A 22,910-nucleotide genomic window follows, 5' to 3' on the forward strand; every position below is an offset into this window, starting at 1 on the left:
GCAGGACGACATCGATGAAACAGTGGCAATGCATCTTTTGTGGATTTTTCTACGACGAATCCGTCGGCCTTCCCGCCGAAGGCTTTCCGCCGGGCACCCGCTGGGCAGACATTTCCGAAGACTGGGTTTGCCCGGAATGCGGGGCGGCGAAGGCGGACTTCGTGATGATTGAAGTGTGATGTCTGCCGCCGTGCAGTACGGTTGCGCGGATAACGTCGCCACGATCACGATCGATTACCCGCCGGTCAACGCATTGAGCGTTGCCGCGCGATGCGGTTTGTTGCGCGCCTTCAGGCCCGCTCGAATATTGCGGCCAGCCCCTGACCACCGCCGATGCACATTGCCTCGAGACCGTAGCGCCCCTTGCGCCGTTGCAGCTCGAAGAGCAGTGTGGTCATCATGCGTACGCCCGTGGCGCCGATCGGATGACCCAGCGAGATGCCGGAGCCGTTGACGTTGAGCCGCTCCGGGTCGTTCCATCCCCATCCCTTGAGTACCGCCAGCACCTGGCAGGCGAATGCTTCGTTCAGTTCGACAAGATCCATCTGATCGATCGACAAGCCGGTGCGTGCCATCAGTTTCTGGACGGCGGGCACGGGGCCGATTCCCATGCGCGACGGCTCGCAACCTGCCGCGGCCCAGCCATTCAGATAGGCCATCGGCTCCAGACCGAGTGCTTCGAGTTTGTCCTCCGCGACGACGAGACACGCGGCTGACGCATCGTTTTGCTGGCTGGAATTGCCTGCGGTGACGGTGCCACCCGGGATCAGTGCGCGCAGCTTGCCGAGGCTCTCCATGCTGGCATCCTCGCGAAAGCCTTCGTCCTGCGCAAAGACGAGCGGGGCGCCTTTTTTCTGCGGGACGGTGACCGCCACGGTTTCGGCTGCCATGCGGCCTGACGCCCAGGCTTGAGCCGCGCGACGGTGGCTGCGCACCGCATATTCGTCGGCTTCTTCACGGCTGATGTGAAAGTCGTTGGCGAGGTTTTCAGCCGTTTCTATCATTCCCGAAATGTGTCCGAAGCGCGCCTCCGGTTGCGAGCGTTCGCGGCCACGCGCGAGCCGGTCGTGGAACTGTACCGAACCCGCGCGGGCTCCCCATCGCATGTCGGTGCTGTAGTACTCGATGTTGCTCATGCTCTCGACACCACCCGCCAGCACGACATCGGCCGCGCCGGTCTGGACCATCATGGCGGCCGTCGCGAGCGCCTGGAGTCCGCCGCCGCAACGCCGGTCAAGCTGCATGCCGGGTACTTCGACCGGCAGTCCGGCTTGCAAGGCGATCCAGCGTCCCACGCAAGGCGTTTCGCTGTTCGCGTACGACTGCGCGAACACCACGTCGTCGATCCGCATGGGATCGAACCCGGTGCGCTTGAGAACTTCTTTGGTCACCAGTGCGCCCAATTCCTCGACCGGCACGCTGCGCAAGCTGCCGCCAAAGGTGCCGACCGGCGTGCGTACGGGGGAGACGATCGCTGCGCGTTTCATATGCGTTCCTTCAATGGGTGTGGATCTTGTCGTCGGCTGCGTGGAGACCGGATTGCGTCAGAGGGCTCCGGCGTTTGAGCATTCGAGCGCGGCCCGGTAGTCGGGGTGGGCGATCGCCAGCAGGCGCTCGCGTCGCTGTTTCAAGGTGAGTCCGCGCAGGTCCGCGACGCCGTATTCGGTGACGATGATGCCGGCATCGCTGCGCGGCGTGCTGACGGGGCCGCTGAGCGTCGCGACAATGCGGCTTGCGGCCTTGGCCGCTGTCGACGGCATCGCGACTACGGGCAGACCGCCTCTGGCATGACGCGCGCCGCGCAGGAAATCGAGTGCGCCGCCTACGGCGCCGACGTAGCTGCCGTTGGCCACTTCTGCGTTGATCTGCCCGCTGAGGTCGACTTCGAGCGCCGAATTCAGAGCGACAAAACGGTCGATGCGGGCCAGTACGTCAGGATTGTGCGTGTAGTTCGTTGAGCGAAACTGTACGGCCGGGTTGCGATGTGCGAACCCATGAATGCGGCGACCGCCCATCATCACGCCGGCAATTGTCAAACCCCTGTCGACATTCTTGCACGTGTTGTTGATCACCCCGGCGTCCATCAGATCGGCGACCTTGTCTCCGATCGCACCCGAGTGAACCCCCAGGTTGCGCCGGTCGGACAGACGTGCAAGCACGGCTTCGGGAATCGCACCGAGCCCGAATTGAAGCGTCGAGCCGTCCTCGATCAAACCGGCAACATGGGTCGCGATCGCCAGTTCGACTTCGCCGATTCTGCCGGGGGGATTTTCGAGCGGCGCACGCGATGTCGGCAGAATGAAGTCGAGGTCGGCGTGTCGCAGATAGCGCTCGCCATACGTCCACGGCGCCTGCTCGTTGATTTCCGCAACGATGACGCGGGCGGTGTCCAGCGCCGGAACCAGATACTCGTGCGCGATCGACAGGCTGTAGCGGCCTTCATGATCCGGAGGTGCCAGTTGCAGCAGCAGCACGTCGATTTTGAGTGGGCCGGAGCGCATCATCTGCGGGAATTGCGAGTAGTGGCAGGGCAACACATCGAGTGCGCCGGCCCGCGCCAAAGCGCGATTGGCGCCTGAGCCGCAGTAGGAAACGAAGTCGATGCAGTCGGCGTGTTCAGGCCGGCATGTATCGGTGGTGCTCGCGCCCAGAAACACGCGGAACCGGCCGATCTGCCGTCGCTGCGCAATGAGTGCCTGAGTCAGCGGCACCGGTTCCGCGTTCGCCTGACCCCACATGACGTTGTCGCCAGGGCGGACGATGGAGCTAAAGTCGATGGAGCCGGCTTGCAGGAGTATGGGCATGAGGCTGACGGAGGGCGGACGGAATGGCTCGGCGCTATGTCTTCGCGACGGCATTCTGTGTGCGAATGACACCGGCAGCACCAAGCGCGGCGACGTGTTCGGCGGCGTAGCCGAGCGTATCGAGAATCTCCGCTGTGTGCTCGCCGATGGCCGGAATCGACAGTGATGGTTGTGCCGGATCGCGCTGGAACCGGATCGCGCTGCCGAGATGCCGGCGGCCGTTCGCATCGACGTTCACCATCTGACGGGCCTGCGTGTGTGGCTGCGCTAGCGCATCGGTCAGCGTCATGACAGGCGCGACACTGATGCGACGGCCTTCGAACCACGCAAGCCATTCGCTCAGTGTTCGTGTCAGGAACCTCCTCGTCAGGAAGGCGCTTAGCCCCGCTTGTGCTGCGCCGGCCGGTCCGACCGCGACGCTAATCAGATCCGGGCGGCCTAGCGGCGTCAGCAGATTGGTCGCGAAGTCGAGTTCGCGTCCACCCAGGCAAAGCCACTGCGCATCGCGCGTCTGATATGCGGCGAGTAGGGCAATCGCGTTGCTGCCGTATGCGCTATCGACCGGACCGCTCGCTGCAGGGTTGAGCGCACGCGCGGTCAAATGCGGCTGTGCGCACAGCGCTGCGTCGTACAGCGAAATATCGACGAAGTCTCCCTCACCCGTTTCACGCGCATGCAACAAGGCCATCAACACGGCGGATAACGCCGTCAACGAACCGGCCAGCGCGGCAAGCGAGGCGCCTGAGGTCACGGGCGCGCCGCGCTCATCGCGCGGCAATGTGCCGGCCATGGCCTGGATGACCGGGTCGTGCGCGGGCACTTGCGCAAGCGGGCCGGTCTGGCCGAACGCGGTCAGCGAACAGTAGACGAGGCGCGCATTGGTGCGGCTCACCGTGTCGTAATCGATGCCCAGGCGCGCCGCCACGCCCGGCCGCGACGACTCGATGACGACGTCGGCCGCATCGATCAGCTTACGCGCGATGGCGAGGCCGTCGGGGTGTTTCAGGTCCAAAGCGATGCTGCGCTTGCCGCGATTGAGCGCCACAAAGAACTCGCTGTCCGACTCGAGCGATCCGCGTGCCGCCTCGCCCGACAGCGGCTCCAGTTTGATGACGTCGGCGCCATGGTCGGCAAGATTCGATGCGAGCATCGGCCCAGGCATGAACTGCGACAGATCGACGACGCGAATGCCCGCAAGCTTCATGCGGCGGACACCTTGAATGCGAAGGGCCGTTGCGCGATTGCGGCGGCCTGCTGCATGATTCGCGCGATCAACTCGGCGCAGGTGGGCAGATCGTGAATCAGGCCTGTCACCATGCCGGCCGGAAAGGCTCCGCCTTCAACGTCGCCACTCGCGAATGCGTCCATCCAGCGGCTCGCACCGGTCAGCGCATACAGGTCGGCGACGGTGGCGCCGCCCGCGTTTTCCAGTTCGATTGCCGCGAGGCTGACGGTGTTCTTAATCACGCGGCTCGAATCGCGGAGCGTGCGTCCAACCAGCAAGGTGTCGCGTTCGGTGGCTTCCAGCAGGCGTTGCTTGATGGCGGGATGCACGCGCGATTCCTGCGTGAGCATGAAGCGTGTGCCCATATTGATACCGTCCGCACCGAGCGCGAGCGCGGCCATCAGGCCCCGGCCATCGGCGAAGCCGCCTGAGGCGAGCAGCGGAATCTTCAGCTTGTCCGCGGCGGCGGGGATCAGGATCAGCCCCGGAATATCGTCTTCGCCTGGATGCCCCGCGCATTCGAATCCGTCGATGCTCACCGCGTCAGCGCCGAGCACTTCAGCCTTCAACGCGTGCCGTACGGCGACGCATTTATGGATCACTTTGACGCCGTTTGCCTTGAACGTTTCGATGTACTTTGCGGGATTGCTGCCGGCGGTTTCGACAACCGGTACCCCTCGGTCGATGATGGTGCGCACGTAGCCGTCATAGTCGAGCCCGGCGTTACTGCCGAGAAGCGTCAGATTCACACCAAACGGTTTGTCGCTGAGCGCGCGAACCTGGTCGATCTCCCGTGCCAGTGCGTCGGCGCTCGCATGGGTGTGCGCGGAAATGAAGCCGAGTCCGCCGGCATTACCGACCGCCGCCGCGAGTTCAGCGCGAGCCACCCAGCGCATGCCGCCCTGGATGATCGGGTAGTCGATGCCGAGCAGTTCGGTGATGCGATTCTTTTGAGAGCTCATGGTCGGTCGTGAAGCCAGGATAGCGAATGACAGGTTGAAAAGGATCAGTCGAGCGAGTGTCGTTCAACTGATTCAGGCGACTGCAAGTTCATGCGTGCGCATGGTGCTCAGCAATGGCGAAACACGGGTTTGCGCTTTTCGGCGAACGCGGTCATGCCTTCCTTGCGGTCTTCAGTGGCGAAGGTTGAATAGGCCATTCGCCTCTCGAACAGAATTCCTTCGGCAAGACTCGACTCGTAGGCGCGATTGACACATTCCTTCGCAATCGCAACGACAGGTTGCGAGAATCCGGCGATGACGTCCGCTGTCTTCAATGCTTCTTCCAGCAACTCATCGAGGGGCACGACGCGGCTGACCAGCCCGCAGCGTTCGGCTTCGACGGCATCCATCTTGCGTCCGGTGAGGATCATCTCCATCGCCTTCGATTTGCCGAGCACGCGTGTGAGACGTTGCGTGCCGCCAGCGCCGGGAATGGTGGCCAGCGTGATTTCAGGCAGCGCGAAGCGGGCGTTGTCGGCGGCGAGAATGAAGTCGCACATCATCGCCAGTTCGCAACCGCCTCCCAGCGCGAGGCCGGCCACAGCGGCGATCACGGGTTTCCGGCAACGTGCCGTGCGTTCCCAGTTAGACGTGATGAACTGGTTCTTGAACACGTCCATGTAGGTCCACTCGCCCATCATCTTGATGTCGGCGCCGGCGGCAAAGGCTTTTTCATTCCCGGTCAGTACGATCGCGCCAATCGCCTGGTCCGCTTCGAAAGCATCGAGCGCAGCGGTCAATTCATCGGTCAACTGGTTGTTTAGCGCGTTGTACGCGTGCGGTCGATTGAGCTTGATGAGTCCGGTCTTGCCGCGTGTTTCGACGATGAGCGTTTCATAGGCCATGAGTTTTCCTCGCATGAATCCGGATGAACACGTATGCCAGCATGCCGTCCCGGCGACGAGGCATGCATCGGTACCCGCAGCGAGTTCCGGCGCGCTGCATCGCAGCACGAATCTGGACGGATCGGCGGTGTGCGGGCTTGCTCGTTATTTGAACGGTGTTTATAATTGTGAATGCGCGATGAGGCTTTGTCAATCGAGCTTCGAGCTGGCGCTCCATCACAATGACGCAAGGAGGCACGGCATGACGACACGCCATGAGGACGGACAGATACGCACGGAGCAGCGCGGTCACATTCTGTTGATCGGCATCGACCGTCCGGAAAAGCGCAACGGCTTCACCCCCAAAATGTTCGAGGAACTGGCCAAGGCGTACACGCTTCTCGAAGCGAGTCCCGATCTTTTCTGCGGGCTGCTTTACGCCGAGGGCGATCACTTCACCGCCGGCCTCGACATGCCGAAGATCGTGCCGTTGCGCCGCGAAGGCAAGCCATTGCTTCCGGTTGGCGAAGTCGACCCGTTCAATCTGCGCGAACCGTTACGCAAGAAGCCGGTGGTGATCGCGCTGAAGGGAATCAGTTTTACGGTGGCTGTCGAGCTGATGCTGGCGTCCGAGGTGGCGGTGGCCGCCGACAATTGCCGCTTTTCGCAGATGGAGGTCAAGCGCGGCATCATGGCAGGCTGTGGTGCGACGATCCGGATGGTGGATCGCGCAGGGTGGGGTAACGCAATGAAGATCCTGCTCACTGGCGACGAATTCACGGCACAGGACGCGTATCGCATGAATTTCGTGCAGGAAGTGGTGCCGGCGGGTGAGGAGTTCGGGCGGGCGCTGGAAATCGCGGAGCGTATTGCCGCGCAGGCTCCGCTGGCCGTGCAGGCTACCATGGCCAATGCGCGCGTGTCGCTAGGGTCGGGATGGCTGGACGCGTATTCGAAGATCCAGTCGACCCAACAGATTCTTTACAACACGGAAGACGCGAGGGAAGGCGTGCAGTCGTTTGTCGAAAGGCGTGCCGCGAGATTCATTGGGCGCTAGTCTGGCGGCAAGCAAGGCAAACGGCCACGAAAAAAGGCGGGGCGCAGGCGAGCGCCCCCGACGCTGGAAGACGACAGGTCCGGACGCAGCGTCCGGTACGAATTCAACGGAAACGATTCGATATGACGAAAGGTGCGTTGTCCGGGATTCGCGTGCTCGATCTGAGCCGCATTCTCGCAGGCCCATGGGGCGCGCAGATGCTGGCGGATCTGGGGGCGGAAGTGATCAAGGTGGAACGCCCGGGCAAGGGTGACGATTCGCGCCAGTTTGGCCCACCGTTCCTGAAAGATCGCGATGGCAACGACACGCGTGAATCGACCTTTTTCATCAGCGCGAACCGGGGCAAGAAATCGATTACCTGCGACATCGCCACCCCGGACGGGCAGGCGTTGATCCGGTCGCTCGCGGCGAAATGCGACGTACTGCTGGAAAACTACAAGGTGGGGGACCTGAAGCGCTACGGGCTCGATTATGCAAGTCTCAAGCTCGTCAATCCGCGCCTCGTTTACTGCTCGATCACAGGTTTCGGGCAGACGGGGCCGTACAGTCCGCGGCCGGGCTACGATTCGATCTTCCAGGCAATGGGTGGCCTGATGAGCATCACGGGCAACGGCGACGACATGCCCGGCGGTGGTCCCATGAAAACCGGTCCGAGCCTCGCGGATATTCTGTGCGGCCAGTACGCGGCGTCCGCGATCGTGGCGGCCCTCTATCATCGTGATGCAGGCGGCGAGCCAAGCGGCGAAGGGCAGTACATCGACCTCTCGCTGCTGGATTCGATGATCGCTGCCACCTCGCACTATGCGAGCCAGTACCTGGTGTCCGGCGAGGTGCCGGTGCGGCGCGGCACCGAGGGTAACGGCGGCATGCCGTCCCGGATGTTTCGCTGCGCGGATCGCGACATCATGATCGTGGCAGGGAACAACGAGCAGTACGCGCGGCTATGCAAGGTACTCGATCACCCGGAACTCGCCACGGACCCGCGCTTTAGCGAGATCGCGCTGCGGGTCAGGAACCGCCGGGCGCTCGGTGATGCGTTCGAGCCGCTGATCGCGCAGTGGCGGAGTGACGAATTGCTGGTTGCACTAGATGCCGCAGGTGTGCCGGCGGGTCCGATCAACAATCTGGAGCAGGTGTTCGCAGACCCGCATGTCCAGGCACGGCAGATGTGCGTGGAGGTCGCGCATCCGTTGTCAAACGATGCAGTACGCATGGTCGCCAACCCGGTGAAGATGTCCGGCACACCGATCGATGCGTACATGCCGCCGCCGACGCTCGGCCAGCATACCGAAGTCGTGCTGCGCGATCTGCTGGACATGTCGAGTGCGGAGATCGATGCACTGCGTGCACGCAAGGTCATTTGATCCCGCGGCGTAACTAAAGCATCGTCTGTCCACCATCGACATTGAGGGTCTGTCCTGTCACGTAACCCGCGCTTTCGCTGCAAAGGAATGCAACGACTCGTCCAATATCCTTCTCCGGATCGCCGAAACGGCCCAGCGAGATTTCGGCCAGGTAACGCGCGCGCTCTACCGGATTCGCTTCCAGGTAGGCATCGGCGGCAGGCGTGAGCGCCGCGGGACACACCACGTTGACCGTGATGCCGAAGGGCCCCCATTCGCGCGCGGCGACTCGCGACAAGGCCCGGATACCTTCCTTGGCGGCGGCGTACGGCGCGAATCCCTGCGTACCTTCAATGCCGGTGCGCGAGGCGAAATTGACGATCCGGCCGGAACCTTGCTGCTTCATGTGAGGCAGGACGGCCTGCATGAAATACAACGTGCCGTAGAGACCGGACTCGAGCGTTTCGCACCAGTTTTCATCGGTTACCGCTTCCAGCGGCACGCCCGGCGTGCTGCTTTGTGCGTTGTTCACAAGAACATCGATACGCCCGAAATGCTCGATGGCGAGAGCCACCGTTTTATCTGCATCGGCACGCTTGCGCGTGTCGCCAGGCACCACGAGTACCTGAACGCCGTGTTCCTTCAGCATAGTTTCGGCCTTTCGCAGCTTCGTTTCGGTGCGTCCCGTCAGAACGAGGTTTGCACCCTCGCTGGCCAGCGCAATTGCAATCCCCAGTCCTAATCCTTGCCCGCCGCCAGTGATGATGGCAACCCGGTCCTTGAGTGCACTCATGAATCAACTCCTTCGCGATACGACTATTGAACGCTCGCACGATGCGGATCAAACCGGCTCATGATGCAGGACAGCATCGTGTCGAACACATTTGTGAACGTCGTTCAATTATAATGCAAGCATGCCTTTTTATGGTCTTGGCGTAATCCCGAATCCTCCAGGAATATGTATGCTAAACCGGCGACCGACGTGAGACTATGTGAATGGTTCATTTATAATGGGTGCGATCAAATGGAAGGGGAGTGATATGTCGAAAGAAATCCTGGCTTCGGCTGACAAGGATGTAACCGGACCGCGTTCGCTGACTCGTCTGCTCGGGTTGTTCGATGTGTTGGCTAAAGCGTCGGACGGGATGTCGCTGGCAGAACTGAACGTCGCACTGGAGTCGCCCAAGAGTAGCTTGTTAAATCTGTTGCGGCCGCTTGTGGCAGAAGGGTTTCTGATGCACGACGGTGGCCGTTACCGGCTGGGGCCGTCTATTTTCCGACTGTCCGCGAATGTGATGGCCGTATGGAATTTCTCGAAGATGCTGCGTCCGTATCTGGTCGAACTGTCGGAGCGGACTCACGAGACGGTCTATATCGGTGTGCTCGATCCGGAGCATAAGGTCATTACGTACGTCGACGTCATCGAAAGCGCACAGTCCATTCGATACTCGATGATTGTCGGCATGCGCCGGCCGCTGTATTGCACTGCTGCCGGACGCGTTCTGCTGGCTTATGCGCCGGACGAATTTGTGACCGAGTACCTGCGCACCGTCAAACTCGAGCGTCATACGGAGCAAACCACAGTCAACAAGAAAGTCCTGCGCGAGGAACTGCAGCATATTGTGGAGACGGGTTTGTCGGTCAGCCGCGGCGAACTGCTGCCCGACTCGGCGGGTCTGTCATCGCCGATTTTCGGGCCGAACGGTGAGGTGATCGCGGCGATGGCAGTCGGTGCGCCGCTGGAGCGGTTCGATCGCCAACGCAAGCATCTTGAGGAACAGATGCTTGCGGTCGCGCAGCGGGCCTCGGCCTTGGGTAAAGCGAGCGAGGAAGAGTAAGGCCCGGCGAGGCGCGTCACGGTTCTTCACGGCGCTCTCACGGGCCTCAAACAGCGGCGCCCGTGAGAGGGTGCCGCTCTAAGTCATTGCATGCGTGCAGGGCCGCTCAGGCCGGCGCCTTCGATAACACTGGGGCGGTGTTCCGGGTCGCGACGCTTCGGTAACGCGTATGCGATAACGAGCCCTAGCAGCGCACTGCCGGCAACATATCCAAACACCACCACATAGCTTTGCGCCGCCGGAAACGAGGCGCCGCCGTTGCTCACGGAGGCGCCCTGCAGCAGCGTGAAAACCGCTTGCGCGCCAACCGCGAAGAAGCACGAGAAAAACACGTAGAGCAGGCCGGTCGCTTCGCCTGTCTGTTGCGCGGGTGTTGCTTCGATAATCAGGTTGTAGACAGCGGTCTGCGCAAAGGCGAGCCCGAACGAACAGAGCATCGCGCCTGGAACGAACAGCACCACACTGCGATGAAGCGGGATCAGACACGCCCAGGCAACCACCAGCATGCTCATGCCGATCAGCGCCGCCGGCCGCGCGGTATGGCGTGCGGCAACGCGACCGCTCCACGGACTGGCGAGCATCGCGGTGACGTTAAAGGTGAACATGAGGAGGCCCGCGCCGGTCGCTGTCAGTCCGAACCCGGCCCGTGTCCACGCCGGCTGCTGCAAAAAGAGCGAGAACACCTGTCCGAGTTGCATGGCGCCGACCGCGATGCACATCATGCAGGCGTTTGCGAGGATCACCTGGCGTTTGGCCAGTAAGCGGATGTTGATAAGCGGATCCACTACGCTGCGCTGATGCTGCGCCCAGAACCACAGTATCACCGCGCCGCCGATCAGCAAGCCGGCGGTTCGCGGATCCCGCAGTCCCCATGTGTGGATTTGCTGCACCGCAAAGAGAATCGCACACAACGCCGGCGCGAAGGCGAGGCCGCGCACGAAATCGATTTGAGTGCCGGGCCTCGGGCTCGATTTCGGCACGCACAAACGTACCGCCGCGATTGTCATCACGCACAGCACGACTTTCAGCCAGAACCCGCCTTGCCATGAGTAGCGATCTATCACGATACCGGCGCAAATGTAGATCAATCCGGCCGAGACCATGCCGGCCGCGGTGACAAGTCCGACTGCCGAAGGTATATCGCGGGGCGGCAGATTTTCGCGGACGAGCCCCATGGAAAGCGGTGTGATGCCCGACGCGATCGACTGCATCACGCAGCCGACGATCAGCACGGCGAGGTTGGGCGCGCACGCCGACACGATGCCTCCAACGGTAGCGATCGCGAGTAACACGAGCAGGACACGCCGGTAGCCGAGCAGATCCCCCAGGCGTCCACAGATTGCCGCGAAGACCGCCGCGCCGAGCCAGTACGCGGTCACCGTCCAGCCAACCGAGGCTGATCCGGGGAAAACCCTGTAGAGCGTCACGAGCATCGTGTAAATCACGGTGATGCCGGCTGACGCCGAGACCGCCGATATCAGTAGCGCAAGCAGGAACCAGCGTCGAGGACCCTCGACGAGCGGTTGACGCGAAGACGATTGCGGCAGTGCATCAGCGTGCATTGGATGTCTCCTTTTTAGGTCGGCTTTTGTTCATTTTCTCATAGTTGAACGCCGTGCGCATAGTTACATAAAATATTTCGCGTATGTCCTACGCGTTGTGATGGTCGCTTTCGCCGATATCAATCCGGTATCGGTCTTTCTGGTTTCGATATGGGGGTTTGAACGTCGACTGCGTGTGCCGATACTCCGGTATCAGCAGGCCAACAGGCGCGGCATTGATTGCTCGCTTCATATCGACAGGAGACTTTTTCATGCAGACCTACCAAGGAAAGATCTACGACGCCGACACGCATTTCTACGAAGTGGATGATGCGTTCAGCCGTTACCTGCCCGAGAAGTTCAAGAAAGAATGGGGCTTTACCAGCCGGGTTACCGCAGAAGGAAACCGCTGCATGTACGTCGGCGATCGCAAGGTGGAGATCAGCGAAGGCTACACGTCGGCAGAAGGGCTCGTGCCGCCGCCGGGGAAACTGCACGAATGGCTGCGAGCCATGAAGGACGGCCAGAGCAACGTCGAAATGCGGGTGCCTCCGACTCCGGACATGTTCAACCGTGACGCGCGTCTGAAGAAAATGGATGAGTTCGGCGTCGAGGCGTGCACGATGTATGTCGGCGAAATGGTGGCGTGCATTTCCTATCTGAACGAACCCGTTGCGGCAAACGCTGTACTGCACGCGTACAACCGCTGGATGCTCGACGACTGGACCTTCAACTACAAGGACCGTATTTACAGCACGCCGATCGTGACACTCGACGATCTCGACTCTGCCGTCGCCGAAGCAAAATGGCTGGTGGCGAATGGCGTGCGTGTGATTCTGATGCCGATGGGTCCATTCAATGGACGCGCGCCTGGCGATCCGTATTTCGATCCGTACTGGTCGATTCTGAACGAGGCGGGTGTGTGCGTGACTTTCCACGTTTCAGAAGCCATCTACATGAAGGACCACATGGCCGTATGGGGCGAACCGGTACAGCAGTCGCGCCAGCGCCAGACCGCCTTTGTGTGGATGCATGGTTACGGCGAGCGTCCCGTGATCGAAACGCTGTCGTCCTTCATCTTCTACAATTTCTTCGAGCGTTTTCCGAACGTCAAACTGTGCAGCGCGGAAAACGGCGCGGAGTGGGTACCGTCCATGCTGGTCAAGATGGACAAGTGTCGGGGTATGTCGAAGAATGGCTACTGGCCCTGTGGTCAGTTGAAAAGCCGGCCGAGCCAGATTTTCAAGGAAAATGTCTTCGTGGTAGCGTATCCGGAAGACGACCTCGCGCAGATCGTCGAGCAGACCGGTTCGGCGGACTTCCTGTTGATGGGCTCCGACTATCCGCACGCAGAAGGCGTTCCTGAACCCATCGATTTCGCAAGCGAAGCGTGCGGGCCGTTGTCCGAGGAGGACACCCGGAAAATCATGTACGACAACGGGCGCCGCTTCCTGCCCGCCCGGGCCTAGCCGCTCGATATCGTGTCGCCACACGGGAGACATCGGGCTGCAAGCCTTACGAGCTTTTTTGACTGATCGAATGACTACGCAAGCGTGAGTGAGGAACTGCAACGGCTCCGCACATTTGCGTCACTGTGGACAGGCTAGCCATGAATTTACTGGACTATCAGGCGTTGTTGCTGGAGCGTGACGGCGGCATCCTCACCGTTACCCTCAACCGGCCCGATACCTTGAACGCGTTCGACGAACAGATGGACGTCGAGTTTTCGCGGCTCTTCGTCGACGTTACGGAAGATCCCGAAACCCGGGTTGTCGTGCTTACGGGGGCCGGCCGGGCATTTAGCGCCGGCGGCGATATCGAGCATATGCAACAGGTGATCGACGATCCGTCGCAGTTTCTTGCCGGTATGCAGCGCGCAAAGAAAATCATCTTTTCGATGCTCGATTGTCCGAAACCCGTCATTGCCAAGATCAACGGTCACGCGGTGGGACTCGGGGCGACCATCGCGCTTTTTTGCGATCTGAGTTACGCGGCAAACCATGCGAAGATCGGCGATCCGCATGTGAAGGTGGGTTTCGTCGCGGGTGACGGCGGGGCGGTGATCTGGCCGCAACTCATCGGCTATGCGAAGGCCAAGGAATATCTGCTGACCGGCGATCTGCTGGGTGCAGAAGAGGCGGCCCGTCTCGGCCTGATCAACTACGCCGTTCCAGCCGACGAACTCGATGCGGTCGTAGCCACGATGGCGAAGCGTCTGGCAGCGGGTGCTTCGCTGGCCATTCAGTGGACCAAGACCTCGATCAACATCGGTTTGAAGCAGCTGGCGCATTCGATACTCGATGCGTCTATCGCCTATGAAGCACTGTCCAATCAGACCGAGGATCATCAGGAAGCGGTGAATGCGTTTCGCGAGAAGCGTGATCCGGTCTTCAAGGGCCGCTAAGCAGCCTGCGCCTGGTTGGGCCGGGGCCATTCCGTTACGAAACAGAGGTGTTTTACATGCAACGAGTCGTCGCGATTACAGGTGGATTCGGCACACTCGGACGGGCGGTTGGCGACGCGTTTGCCGCCGACGGGTGGAAGGTCGCGTTGCTGGATCGGGCATCGGCGCCTGACGCGTCGACCCAGGAGGGGCAGGAAGGGCAGGACAGGCAATGGCGGCTGGGTGGCGTCGATCTGACCGATCTCGGCCGCGCACGGACCGCGATGTCGTCGGTCGTCGAGCGGTTTGGATCGCTGAATGCATTGATCAACGTGGCCGGCGGCTTTCGCTGGGAAACGCTGGCCGATAGTGATCTGGATGCCTGGGATCTGATGTACCAGATGAACGTTCGCACGGCGGCGACGGCATCAAGGGCGGCGCTTGATCTGATTAGCGGCGAACCGCAGGGCGGCCGCATCGTCAATATCAGTGCAGGGGCGGCGCTGCGCGCGGGCACGGGGATGGGTGCCTATGCGGCGTCGAAAGCGGGCGTGCTGCGTCTTACCGAAGCGCTCGCCGACGAACTGAAGGATCGCAGCATTACGGTGAACGCGATTTTGCCAGGCACCATCGATACGCCGCAGAATCGCAAGGACATGCCTGATGCGGATTTTTCGCGCTGGGTGCAGCCTGCTGATATCGCGGCGGTTATTCTCTTCCTCGCGTCCCAGGCTGCCTCGGCCGTGACCGGTGCGGCCATTCCGGTCACTGGCCGTTCATAGATCCGCGCACGGTGCGCCGCCGTCTTCCGTAGGGTGGCGTGCTGGTGGACGCTGCTTTACGAGGCGAGGGCCTGACGCGGTCGGCGGGCCCTCGCGATCCCCTTGACGTCCAGGATCTCACGAGGGCCTCGCCACTCAGGTCAAACGCGTCAGGGAATCCGTGCTGAATCCGAGGAACGGTTCACCCAGGCGGGCGCGTCGAGCCCAGTGCGCGTCATGCAGCAGCGAGCGTCCCACCCCGATCAGATCGAACTCGTTGCGCAGGAACCGTTCGAGCAACGGCGTGAGGTCGGGCTGGGCAACGGTTTCCGTCCCGGCCATCGAGTCATAGAAACCTTTGTTGATCCCGATGCCGCCTACGGTCATCGACAGCTTGCCCGTCACCTTTTTTACCCAGCCGGCGAGATTCATCTCCGAGCCGTCGAACTCCGCACGATTGAAATACCGTGTGCTCGCCTCGAAAATATCGACGCCCGCCTCAGCGAGCGGCCCGAGCGTCTGTTCGAGTTCAGCAGGCGTGGTCGCAAGACGTGCCTTGAAATCCTGCTGTTTCCACTGCGAAAAGCGGAAACTGATGGGCATGGCTTCGCCGATCTCCGCGCGTAATTCGCGGACCACTTCCACGGCAAAACGGCTCCTGGCAGTCCGATCTTTGCCCCAGACGTCGGCGCGTTGATTGGTCTCACTCCAAAGAAAGGAATCGATCAGGTAGCCGTGGCCGCCGTGAATGGCAATTCCGTCGAACCCCGCGGCCTTCGCGTATGACGCGCTGCGCCGATAGGCAGCGATGACATCTGCGATTTCTTCATCGCTCATCGCGCGGGTAGGGGCACTCACGCGCGCCAGATAGCCGGCATCGAGCGAGGTCAGGCGACCGGCCGGACCCCACAGTCCGGAAGGGCGCATCGGCGCTGCAGCAGGAACGGGACCGGTATTGGCTTCCTTCATCGGGCCCATGTGCCACAACTGCGGAAAAATCACACCGCCACTCGTGTGTACCGCATCCGTCACACACCGCCACGCCGCGACGGACTCCGCTCCGGCCAGTGTCGGGATTGAGTTTTCTCCGAGACCGGCTTCGCCGAGCGCCGATGGATGATCGATGCCGACACCTTCAGTAATGATGAGCCCCGTCTCGCCTTCGGCGCGCCGCTGATAATACGAGGCGACATCAGGCCCGGGCATGCCATCGGGAGAGAAGCCGCGCGTCATCGGCGACATGACGATACGGTTTGCCAGCGTAACTCCGCGGACCGAAAGTGGCGTAAAGAGTGGCGCTGTGATCATACCTGTCTCCGTGCGTATAGTTGACTTGCGTACGGATAATGATACGCTAGATTCCTGCCGCAAAAAAGCATGCCGGCCCAGTTTCAGGTCGTGGGCCAGATGGATGCATAGAAGAGGGCGGGACCTAAGTTCGCGACTTGTGCTGGTGGTCGGGCAACTGATACCGCCACGCCGAGAGCAGCAACTGCTGAATGTGTGCGGCACGCTGCTCGCGTTGCGCGGGCGTGGTTGGAATGCCCATCAGGACTTCCACGCTGCCGGCTACGAGCGTCAGCAGGTCGCGGGCGGCCTGTGGCGCGTCGGAGACGTTTATCGTCCCGCCTTGAGCGGCTGAGGCGATGAAGGCCGCTACCGGTTCCAGCATCGCATTCACGTATTGCAGGAATCCCTTCGCTACATCCGGAAAGCGATGCGATTCCCCGACACTGACGCGGGTGATTTCGATCGTGTCCGTGGTCGCCATATGGTCCGTCAGTGTGCGCACCAGGACCAGCAATGTCTTCGCGAAGTCGCGGCGCGGCTTCAGCAGTTGTTCGATCCTGCCACGCAGATCCGACATGCCGTGCCAGATAGCCGCGCGAAACAGGTCTTCCTTGGTGCCGTATTGCCGGTAAACGGTAGTCTTGCTGATTCCCGCACGCTCGGCGATTTCTTCGACTCTGGCCCCGCCGAACCCTTCTGCCCGGAAAGTCTGCGTGGCTGCTGTCAGGAGCCTTTCGCGCAATTCGGCGGCGGCGTCCTGCGTGGGGCGCCCCGCGGAGCGCGGTGCGGCTGTCGCAGTGCCGTCAACGGTAGCGGAGCGCGAAGCTCGAAGTGCCGAGGGCTTGACCATGGGCAGAGGGACACGAGGGAAAAGAAGAAAGTGTACTCACGTCCCTGCCGGTCCGCCAGTGGGGCCGACCTTGGGCAGGCCGGCGCGCCAGCTACGTCACACGTCGATCATGCCGCGGACATAAGATTCCATCGTGCCCGCGCAGGACAGCTTGTCCTCTCCTTCCTCGAGATCCGCGTAACGGCCGACCTGCCTGACGAGCGGCCCCTTGAAACCGTCCGTGGCGCCTTCGGGAGAGAAGTCGATTGTGACCTTGTCGCCAGTGATGAATCCGCCCCAGTACCCTTCGGCAAGCAGATCGAAGAACGCAAAACGGCCTTCGACCACTCCGTTGCCATCGGCGGGATTCAGCAGTTTTTCGCCTGACTTGTCGAGCACGAACGGGACGATCCACGGACAGATCGCATAGCCTTGTGCCACGTCGGACCATGGGCCGGTGCCGATCATTTCGGACATGCCGTAGCTGTTCTGGACGTTCTCCGGTTGAATGCCATAGAAGTCGATGATCTGCTTGCGGAAATCGGCCGGCGCCTGAGTACCCTTCAAGCCGCCGCCTGTGGTGATAACCGTTTCTGGATGACAGATGCCATCCGCCACGCCGCGCCGGCGCGCGTAGTCGACCAGCGTCCAGTGCAGCGACCAGTTGCCTTGCACGAGCACAGGCCCATCGCGGCGAGCGAGTAGTTTGTCGAGAAAACGGTCAATCATTGCGCCGGTGTGTCGCTGACGCGCGGCCGCCTGCTCCTGGAAAGCCGCTATCTCGCTCGGCTTTGCGCTGCCGTCCGCGAGCGCGCGGCGCATGCGGCCCATCGCGATCGTCGCGGAGGCGAGCGCCGGCTCGTCGAACATCAGCGTGTTTTTGCTGCCGAGCTGCGTGGCGGCGTTCAGGACCGGCCCGATATGACGATGCGCGCCGCTCGGTGGCATCATCAGAAACACCGGACGTTTGCCGAAATCCCGCGCGATCAGCTTGTTTCCATACACGCCGAGTTTCACGCACGAGGCTGTTACGTGGTCCAGGTCGGCGCGCGTCTGATCGATGAAACTGCATTTACCGGAGGTGCCGCTCGAACTGAACACATGGTGTCCTGCGTTATGCAGGCGATCCATCCATGCATCGACATTGTCGACTCCGTCGACATTGACGTCAGTCACCGGTCTGCTCGTCAGCGTTTGCAGCCAGGTATTCAGATGCTTCCAGCGACCGCTTTCCACGAACTGTTCGGGATAGCTCTTGTAAATCTGATGCGCGAAAAGCAGCGGCACCATGTCGGCTTCGCTGCGGATTTCATCGACGCCCGTGTCAGCGGCGCGACGGCCTAGCAGTCTGATCTGTTCACGGCGCTGGGCGAAACGCTCCTGCATTGCCGTCAGTTGAAGCGCGCGCAAATTGTCGGGATGGTCGCGAAACGGGTCCCCGTCCTGTTCAAGCAGGCCGTAAAAGAGGTTGAGCGTCGACATGGTATCTCCGGCGTGACGTAACGTTGCGCCACGCGCCAGTGCGTTATTGATCGAAATCCGTGGCGCTCGAGACTTCGAGCCACGCGTCGAGGTTGTCCTGCAAGGACGCAAGTTTGTCGCGTACCACGCTCACGGCATCGGGCCCGAGCGGCAACCGCAACGGTGGCGGTTCGGCGCGGACCGCCTGAATAATCGCCGCCGCAGCCTTGGCCGGATCGCCGGACTGCGTACCGTGATAGTGGGACATCTGTTCGCGTATCCGGCCCACGGATTCCGCGTACGCAGGTTCGACGGCTTGGCTCCAGCGCAGCGAGCCACCCGCAAAATTGGTGCGAAATCCGCCGGGTTCGACGAGTGTGACGTGCACGCCGAACGGTTTGAGTTCTCGCGCAAGCGACTCCGACAGGCCTTCGACCGCATGCTTGGAAGCGCAATAGAAGCTGCATCCCGCGATGCCGATCAACCCCGCGACAGACGACAGGTTGACGATATGTCCGGAGCCTCGCTGACGGAAGTGCGGCAGCACAGCCCGGATGGTGTTCACGGTGCCGAAGAAATTCGCCTCGAAGACCTGCCGCGCCTCGGCGTCGGAGACCTCTTCCAGTGCGCCGAACAGACCGTATCCGGCGTTGTTGACGAGCACGTCGATGGTGCCTGCGTGAGCAAGCGCCTCTGCGATTGCGCGAGGCACGGCAGTTGAATCGGTGACGTCGAGCACGACGCCATGTGCGAATCCGGCAGACGACATCTGTTCGAAGGCGGCGATCTGAGATGCGTTGCGTACGGTACCGACGACCCGGTCGCCACGAGCCAGGACGGCTTCGGCGAGGGCGCGGCCGAAGCCGGACGACACACCGGTGATGAGCCAGACAGCGGAGGGTGTCGGTATAGCGGTCATCAAAAATCTCTCCCGAATGAAAGCAAAGCGGATTTCACACGGGCCGGCCGGCTTCGGCTACGTCACCCGCTTCTTCAGATATCCACTTCATGAAACGGTGGATGGGAAACATGCCGTCATGTGGATAGCCGCCGACGCCGTCCGAAATCGATTCGCCGAGCGTCACGATGCGCTGCACGCCGGCACATGCAAGCGCATCGCGTACTTCGACGACGCGATGCGGCGGATAAATGCCCACTGTCTGCGTTGCCACGGTGGCAAAGCGGGTGGCATCACGCAGGCTTTGCACCGGCACGACATTCACGGTTTTGCAGATGGGATGAAAGTCCACCCGCTCGTCCGACCTGACGACGAGGCCTTTGCCGTCGTATCCCCCGAATACGCGATAAAGGGGTTCCATTTCGCGCAATACGTCGACTGCCTCGCGGATGTCGGCCGGTACGACAGGACCCTGGCCGTCGCCATAGCGAAAGTCTTCGCCAAGCGCGGCTGCCAGATGTTCGCAATAGCGGTCGGCGTCCTCCTCATTGCCTTCTATGAACTGGTAGCGGCTCGCGTTGCACGCATCCTGATTGAACGATTGCACGTCGGCTGCGCCGGCACGCGCCACCTGCTTCAGCAATTCGTCAGAGGCAAACGCTTCCCGGCCGATCAGCGAGATCGATACCTTGGGGTCGAATGCGACCAGTTCGAGACCGGGGCCCGCGTAACGCATCGCGTGGCGCACGGCGCTTTCGCCCCCCCACACGACAAGCTTGTCGAAGTACTGCGGGCGATACAGGATCGACTCGACGTTTTCGTCGCCACCGCGCCAGTAAGCTGCCGAAAACGATTGCGTCAACGGATGTGCCGGGTCGATCTCGGCCATCGTACGCAGAATGGCGGTCGCGGTGAACAGATCGTTGGACGGTAGTTTCAGCAGATGCACGCCCTTGGTCAGCGCCGCGCGCATCACCGTCATCGCCGCCACCATGGGCGAATTACCCGCAAGTATGTGAACGAGCCGGGGCGGAAATGCGCGCAGACGGCTTGGGCGGCCACGCAATGTGCGCGGCATCCAGCCGTCAATGAAGCCGGCCTCACCGAGGCTGAGGCGCAATTCATCTTCGATCACGCCGCGCGAAAACAGGTTCGGGATATCGCGGTAGCAATTCTCCAGAATTCGACGCCCGAGCGGGCTCACTTCGATCATCGATTCGAGTGCCTGTTGCATCAGCTGGTTCACGTCCAGATGCAGCCGCGGACCGAGCTCGACGAGGAAATCGATGACTTGTGCAATCGGCAGATCGAATGCCGGACCCGCCTGCGCACGGGGCCAGACGAGATCGTCGAGATCTATCGCTGGCGTGCAGAATCCTTTGCCGAGATCGCGCGATACGTGCGTGACTGCATTACCCACCACCGTTCGCCCACGATAGACGTGCGGCACAGGCAGCGTTGAGGTGGCGCCACATTGCGGCGCTGGCCCGGTTTCGCGGGTTGGTGATTCGACGTGATCCATGGGGTACTCCTGCGCGATTGAATGCAAATATATGCACGATATTCAGAAAGTGCAACGAATATTGTCGTGTGGTTTTCCCCAAGTTGTGAGCGGCCGACAACACGCGCGACGATGCAACATCCCGGCAGGAGATGAGGTTGGGAGATCTGATGAGACCCTTCGTCACGAACCAGGTCCTGCATTTGCTCGTACTGATAATGCAACTGATAGTTGCATTAAATTGGGCTCAAGACTAGACTCGAATTCCGGGCGTCACGGGTGGGATATCGACCGCACGAATGAGCCGCGACGAACAATAAGGAGACGAAATGACCCCAGTACTGGAAGCTGGTGTGCTGCCGGCCATGCAGGAACTGCACGTATCGAACGATATTCTCGACAACCGCGTGGCACTTGAGGCTGCCTGGGAACGTGATGGCTACTGGTTCTTCCGGGGTGTACTGGATACGGAAGCGGTCGAGCGCTTGCGTAGCAAGTTTCTCGACGAGATCGCGCAACTCGGCGTGATTGCCCCAGGCGACCCGATCGCTCGCTACAGCGGCAAGAGTCTCAGCGAATTCCCGTTCCGTATGGAACCGCTCGCGGCACGCAAGATATGGAAGCCATTCGTTGCCGAGCCGGCCATCCATCGTTTCTTTACCAGACTGCTTGCCGACGAGCCGTTCTGGATTCCGACTGTGGAATACCGCGCGACGCCGCCAGCACAGGATCGGTCCCGTCCCCGCTTCGATTACGTTCATCAGGACGGCTTCTACAACGCGGGCATACCGTTCCTCATCTGCTGGATCCCGCTCGCGGAAATTGATGCGGATGTCGGTGGGCTGGTACTTGCCGAAGGGCTGCATAAAGGGCCCTATTTGCATGATCTCTCGCAGCCGCCGCTGTTTCCGATTCCCGATGGCGCAGTACCCGCGAACGCGTGGCGTCGCACGACTTATCGCCCGGGTGATGTGGTCATCATGCATTTGAACACTCCGCATACCGGTGTGGCGAATTACTCGGATCGCTTCCGGCTCTCCATGGACATCCGGGTGATGGCGACGTCCGGTAACACGCCGATCGTCGGCAATATCACCTCGATCACGCAGCGCGAGGTGGCAGTGCAGGGCGAAGATGGCCGCAGTGGAACGTTTACGCTCGATGAAAGTACGTATAGCCGCGGTCTCGATGGCGGCAAGGTGCCGCTCGATGAAATCCCCATGCGCTTTCACCCCGGTGACGAGGTTATTCTGGCGTCTCATGAAGGTCGCGTAACAGTCTTGCGTCCTCCTCATTAATTGTTCATCGGTTTACTTCATATTGGGTAACGAGATGCCTTATCCCAAAACATTCCATCAGCGTCTTGCGGGTAAGGTCGCGATCGTGACGGGTGCCGGTTCGCAAGGTCAAGGCGTCGGCACGGGCAAGGCGATTGCCTGCGTTTTCGCGCGTGAAGGTGCGTCGGTGTGCCTCGTCGACCAGCACGAGGCGCGAGCCGCCGAGACGCTTGCGATGATTCAAGAGGCGGGCGGCAATGCGTTTGTCTGTGCTGCCGATGTCACCGACAGTGATGCCTGCGCGCGTATCGTGGCCGCCACGGTCGAACGTTACGGCGCGCTCCACGTGCTGGTGAACAACGTCGGCGTGGCAGGCGCGGGCGGCCGCTTCGACAATCTCGACGAAGCTTCGTGGGATCGCATCATCGACGTGAATCTGAAGAGCGCGTTTCTGATGAGCCGCTGCGCGGCGCCGCGACTGATCGCGGATGGAGGCGGCTCGGTGGTCAATGTCAGTTCGACCGCGGGGATCCGGAGTCATGGGTCGGCCGCCTATGGGTCGTCAAAGGCCGGCATGATTGCTTTGACGCGAGAATTGGCGGTCGTGTATGGACGCGGCGGCATGCGCGCCAATGCGATTGCGCCGGGTCATATCCTCACGCCGATGGTCGAATCCATGCTGGACGACGAGGCCAGGGAGCGGCGCCGGAAGATCGCACCGCTCGGCATCGAGGGAGACGCATGGGACGTCGCATCGGCCGCGTTGTTCCTGGCCAGCGACGAAGCGCGCTTCATTACCGGCGCGTGTCTTCCGGTCGATGGCGGCGTGACGGAGATCGCGGCGCTTTGCGCTTATGAATTGATGCAGCTGTAATGA

The 22,910-nt window shown here is 61.4% G+C and carries 21 protein-coding genes; 9 read left to right on the top strand and 12 right to left on the bottom strand.

Going from position 1 to position 22,910, the window contains the following annotated elements; genetic code table 11:
• Positions 1 to 14 precede the first annotated feature (14 nt).
• A complete protein-coding gene (locus tag KHO30_RS09445) occupies positions 15 to 179 on the top strand; it encodes a rubredoxin (RefSeq protein WP_154558379.1) in 165 nt (54 codons plus the stop codon).
• Positions 180 to 290: 111 nt separating this feature from the next.
• On the opposite strand, the gene KHO30_RS09450 is transcribed toward KHO30_RS09445, so the two are convergent.
• The 5 genes from KHO30_RS09450 to KHO30_RS09470 all read right to left on the bottom strand — a co-directional run bounded on the left by KHO30_RS09450 (position 291) and on the right by KHO30_RS09470 (position 5,875).
• The gene (locus KHO30_RS09450; protein ID WP_211700674.1) at positions 291 to 1,487 is read right to left on the bottom strand and encodes an acetyl-CoA C-acetyltransferase; all 1,197 of its coding nucleotides are present in this window, start codon (positions 1,485 to 1,487) and stop codon (positions 291 to 293) included.
• A 57-nt stretch (positions 1,488 to 1,544) separates the two neighbouring features.
• Positions 1,545 to 2,804 (bottom strand): acetyl-CoA hydrolase/transferase family protein, encoded by a 1,260-nt coding sequence (locus KHO30_RS09455; protein WP_211700675.1) that lies wholly within the window; start codon positions 2,802 to 2,804, stop codon positions 1,545 to 1,547.
• Positions 2,805 to 2,838: 34 nt separating this feature from the next.
• Positions 2,839 to 4,008, bottom strand: a complete 1,170-nt coding sequence (locus tag KHO30_RS09460) for a CaiB/BaiF CoA transferase family protein (RefSeq protein WP_211700676.1) — start codon at positions 4,006 to 4,008, stop codon at positions 2,839 to 2,841.
• Complete coding sequence (locus KHO30_RS09465; protein ID WP_211700677.1) at positions 4,005 to 4,991, bottom strand: NAD(P)H-dependent flavin oxidoreductase; 987 nt, start codon at positions 4,989 to 4,991, stop codon at positions 4,005 to 4,007. Before KHO30_RS09465 ends, KHO30_RS09460 begins: the two co-directional genes overlap by 4 nt.
• A gap of 107 nt (positions 4,992 to 5,098) precedes the next feature.
• Positions 5,099 to 5,875, bottom strand: coding sequence for an enoyl-CoA hydratase (locus tag KHO30_RS09470; RefSeq protein WP_211700678.1), 777 nt, complete (start codon positions 5,873 to 5,875; stop codon positions 5,099 to 5,101).
• Positions 5,876 to 6,116: 241 nt separating this feature from the next.
• On the opposite strand from KHO30_RS09470, the gene KHO30_RS09475 reads away from it, so the two are divergent.
• Together KHO30_RS09475 and KHO30_RS09480 are read left to right on the top strand one after the other, a co-directional pair.
• Positions 6,117 to 6,911 (top strand): crotonase/enoyl-CoA hydratase family protein, encoded by a 795-nt coding sequence (locus KHO30_RS09475; protein ID WP_211700679.1) that lies wholly within the window; start codon positions 6,117 to 6,119, stop codon positions 6,909 to 6,911.
• A 122-nt stretch (positions 6,912 to 7,033) separates the two neighbouring features.
• Positions 7,034 to 8,275: a CaiB/BaiF CoA transferase family protein gene (locus tag KHO30_RS09480; RefSeq protein WP_211700680.1), complete on the top strand. Its 1,242-nt coding sequence runs from the start codon at positions 7,034 to 7,036 to the stop codon at positions 8,273 to 8,275.
• Between the two features lie 13 nt (positions 8,276 to 8,288).
• On the opposite strand, the gene KHO30_RS09485 is transcribed toward KHO30_RS09480, so the two are convergent.
• Complete coding sequence (locus tag KHO30_RS09485; protein WP_211700681.1) at positions 8,289 to 9,047, bottom strand: SDR family NAD(P)-dependent oxidoreductase; 759 nt, start codon at positions 9,045 to 9,047, stop codon at positions 8,289 to 8,291.
• A gap of 247 nt (positions 9,048 to 9,294) precedes the next feature.
• Between KHO30_RS09485 and KHO30_RS09490 the strand changes: the two genes are divergently transcribed.
• On the top strand, positions 9,295 to 10,092 hold the full coding sequence (locus tag KHO30_RS09490; RefSeq protein ID WP_211700682.1) for an IclR family transcriptional regulator: 798 nt from the start codon (positions 9,295 to 9,297) through the stop codon (positions 10,090 to 10,092).
• Positions 10,093 to 10,175: 83 nt separating this feature from the next.
• Here the strand turns inward: KHO30_RS09490 and KHO30_RS09495 are convergent, their stop codons facing one another.
• Positions 10,176 to 11,654, bottom strand: a complete 1,479-nt coding sequence (locus KHO30_RS09495) for an MFS transporter (RefSeq protein WP_211700683.1) — start codon at positions 11,652 to 11,654, stop codon at positions 10,176 to 10,178.
• 251 nt (positions 11,655 to 11,905) lie between these two features.
• Between KHO30_RS09495 and KHO30_RS09500 the strand changes: the two genes are divergently transcribed.
• The 3 genes from KHO30_RS09500 (at position 11,906) to KHO30_RS09510 (ending at position 14,798) form a co-directional block, all read left to right on the top strand.
• Positions 11,906 to 13,102 (top strand): amidohydrolase family protein, encoded by a 1,197-nt coding sequence (locus KHO30_RS09500; RefSeq protein ID WP_211700684.1) that lies wholly within the window; start codon positions 11,906 to 11,908, stop codon positions 13,100 to 13,102.
• Positions 13,103 to 13,242: 140 nt separating this feature from the next.
• Positions 13,243 to 14,037 carry an enoyl-CoA hydratase/isomerase family protein gene (locus KHO30_RS09505; protein ID WP_211700685.1) on the top strand — a complete coding sequence of 265 codons (795 nt, stop codon included), beginning with the start codon at positions 13,243 to 13,245 and terminating at the stop codon, positions 14,035 to 14,037.
• A 56-nt stretch (positions 14,038 to 14,093) separates the two neighbouring features.
• Positions 14,094 to 14,798 carry an SDR family NAD(P)-dependent oxidoreductase gene (locus KHO30_RS09510; RefSeq protein ID WP_211700686.1) on the top strand — a complete coding sequence of 235 codons (705 nt, stop codon included), beginning with the start codon at positions 14,094 to 14,096 and terminating at the stop codon, positions 14,796 to 14,798.
• A 135-nt stretch (positions 14,799 to 14,933) separates the two neighbouring features.
• Here the strand turns inward: KHO30_RS09510 and KHO30_RS09515 are convergent, their stop codons facing one another.
• The 5 genes from KHO30_RS09515 to KHO30_RS09535 all read right to left on the bottom strand — a co-directional run bounded on the left by KHO30_RS09515 (position 14,934) and on the right by KHO30_RS09535 (position 20,777).
• Complete coding sequence (locus KHO30_RS09515) at positions 14,934 to 16,085, bottom strand: NADH:flavin oxidoreductase (protein ID WP_211700687.1); 1,152 nt, start codon at positions 16,083 to 16,085, stop codon at positions 14,934 to 14,936.
• 124 nt (positions 16,086 to 16,209) lie between these two features.
• Positions 16,210 to 16,917, bottom strand: a complete 708-nt coding sequence (locus KHO30_RS09520; protein WP_211700688.1) for a TetR/AcrR family transcriptional regulator — start codon at positions 16,915 to 16,917, stop codon at positions 16,210 to 16,212.
• A gap of 96 nt (positions 16,918 to 17,013) precedes the next feature.
• Positions 17,014 to 18,378 carry a hypothetical protein gene (locus tag KHO30_RS09525; RefSeq protein ID WP_211700689.1) on the bottom strand — a complete coding sequence of 455 codons (1,365 nt, stop codon included), beginning with the start codon at positions 18,376 to 18,378 and terminating at the stop codon, positions 17,014 to 17,016.
• Between the two features lie 43 nt (positions 18,379 to 18,421).
• On the bottom strand, positions 18,422 to 19,276 hold the full coding sequence (locus KHO30_RS09530) for an oxidoreductase (protein ID WP_211700690.1): 855 nt from the start codon (positions 19,274 to 19,276) through the stop codon (positions 18,422 to 18,424).
• A gap of 34 nt (positions 19,277 to 19,310) precedes the next feature.
• Positions 19,311 to 20,777 carry an acyl-CoA reductase gene (locus tag KHO30_RS09535; protein ID WP_211700691.1) on the bottom strand — a complete coding sequence of 489 codons (1,467 nt, stop codon included), beginning with the start codon at positions 20,775 to 20,777 and terminating at the stop codon, positions 19,311 to 19,313.
• A 308-nt stretch (positions 20,778 to 21,085) separates the two neighbouring features.
• Between KHO30_RS09535 and KHO30_RS09540 the strand changes: the two genes are divergently transcribed.
• Positions 21,086 to 22,054, top strand: a complete 969-nt coding sequence (locus KHO30_RS09540) for a phytanoyl-CoA dioxygenase family protein (RefSeq protein ID WP_211700692.1) — start codon at positions 21,086 to 21,088, stop codon at positions 22,052 to 22,054.
• A gap of 34 nt (positions 22,055 to 22,088) precedes the next feature.
• Positions 22,089 to 22,907 (top strand): SDR family NAD(P)-dependent oxidoreductase, encoded by an 819-nt coding sequence (locus KHO30_RS09545; RefSeq protein WP_211700693.1) that lies wholly within the window; start codon positions 22,089 to 22,091, stop codon positions 22,905 to 22,907.
• The last annotated feature ends 3 nt before the right edge of the window (positions 22,908 to 22,910 follow it).

Source organism: Paraburkholderia aspalathi (genome assembly GCF_905220735.1).
Taxonomy (GTDB): Bacteria; Pseudomonadota; Gammaproteobacteria; order Burkholderiales; family Burkholderiaceae; genus Paraburkholderia; species Paraburkholderia aspalathi.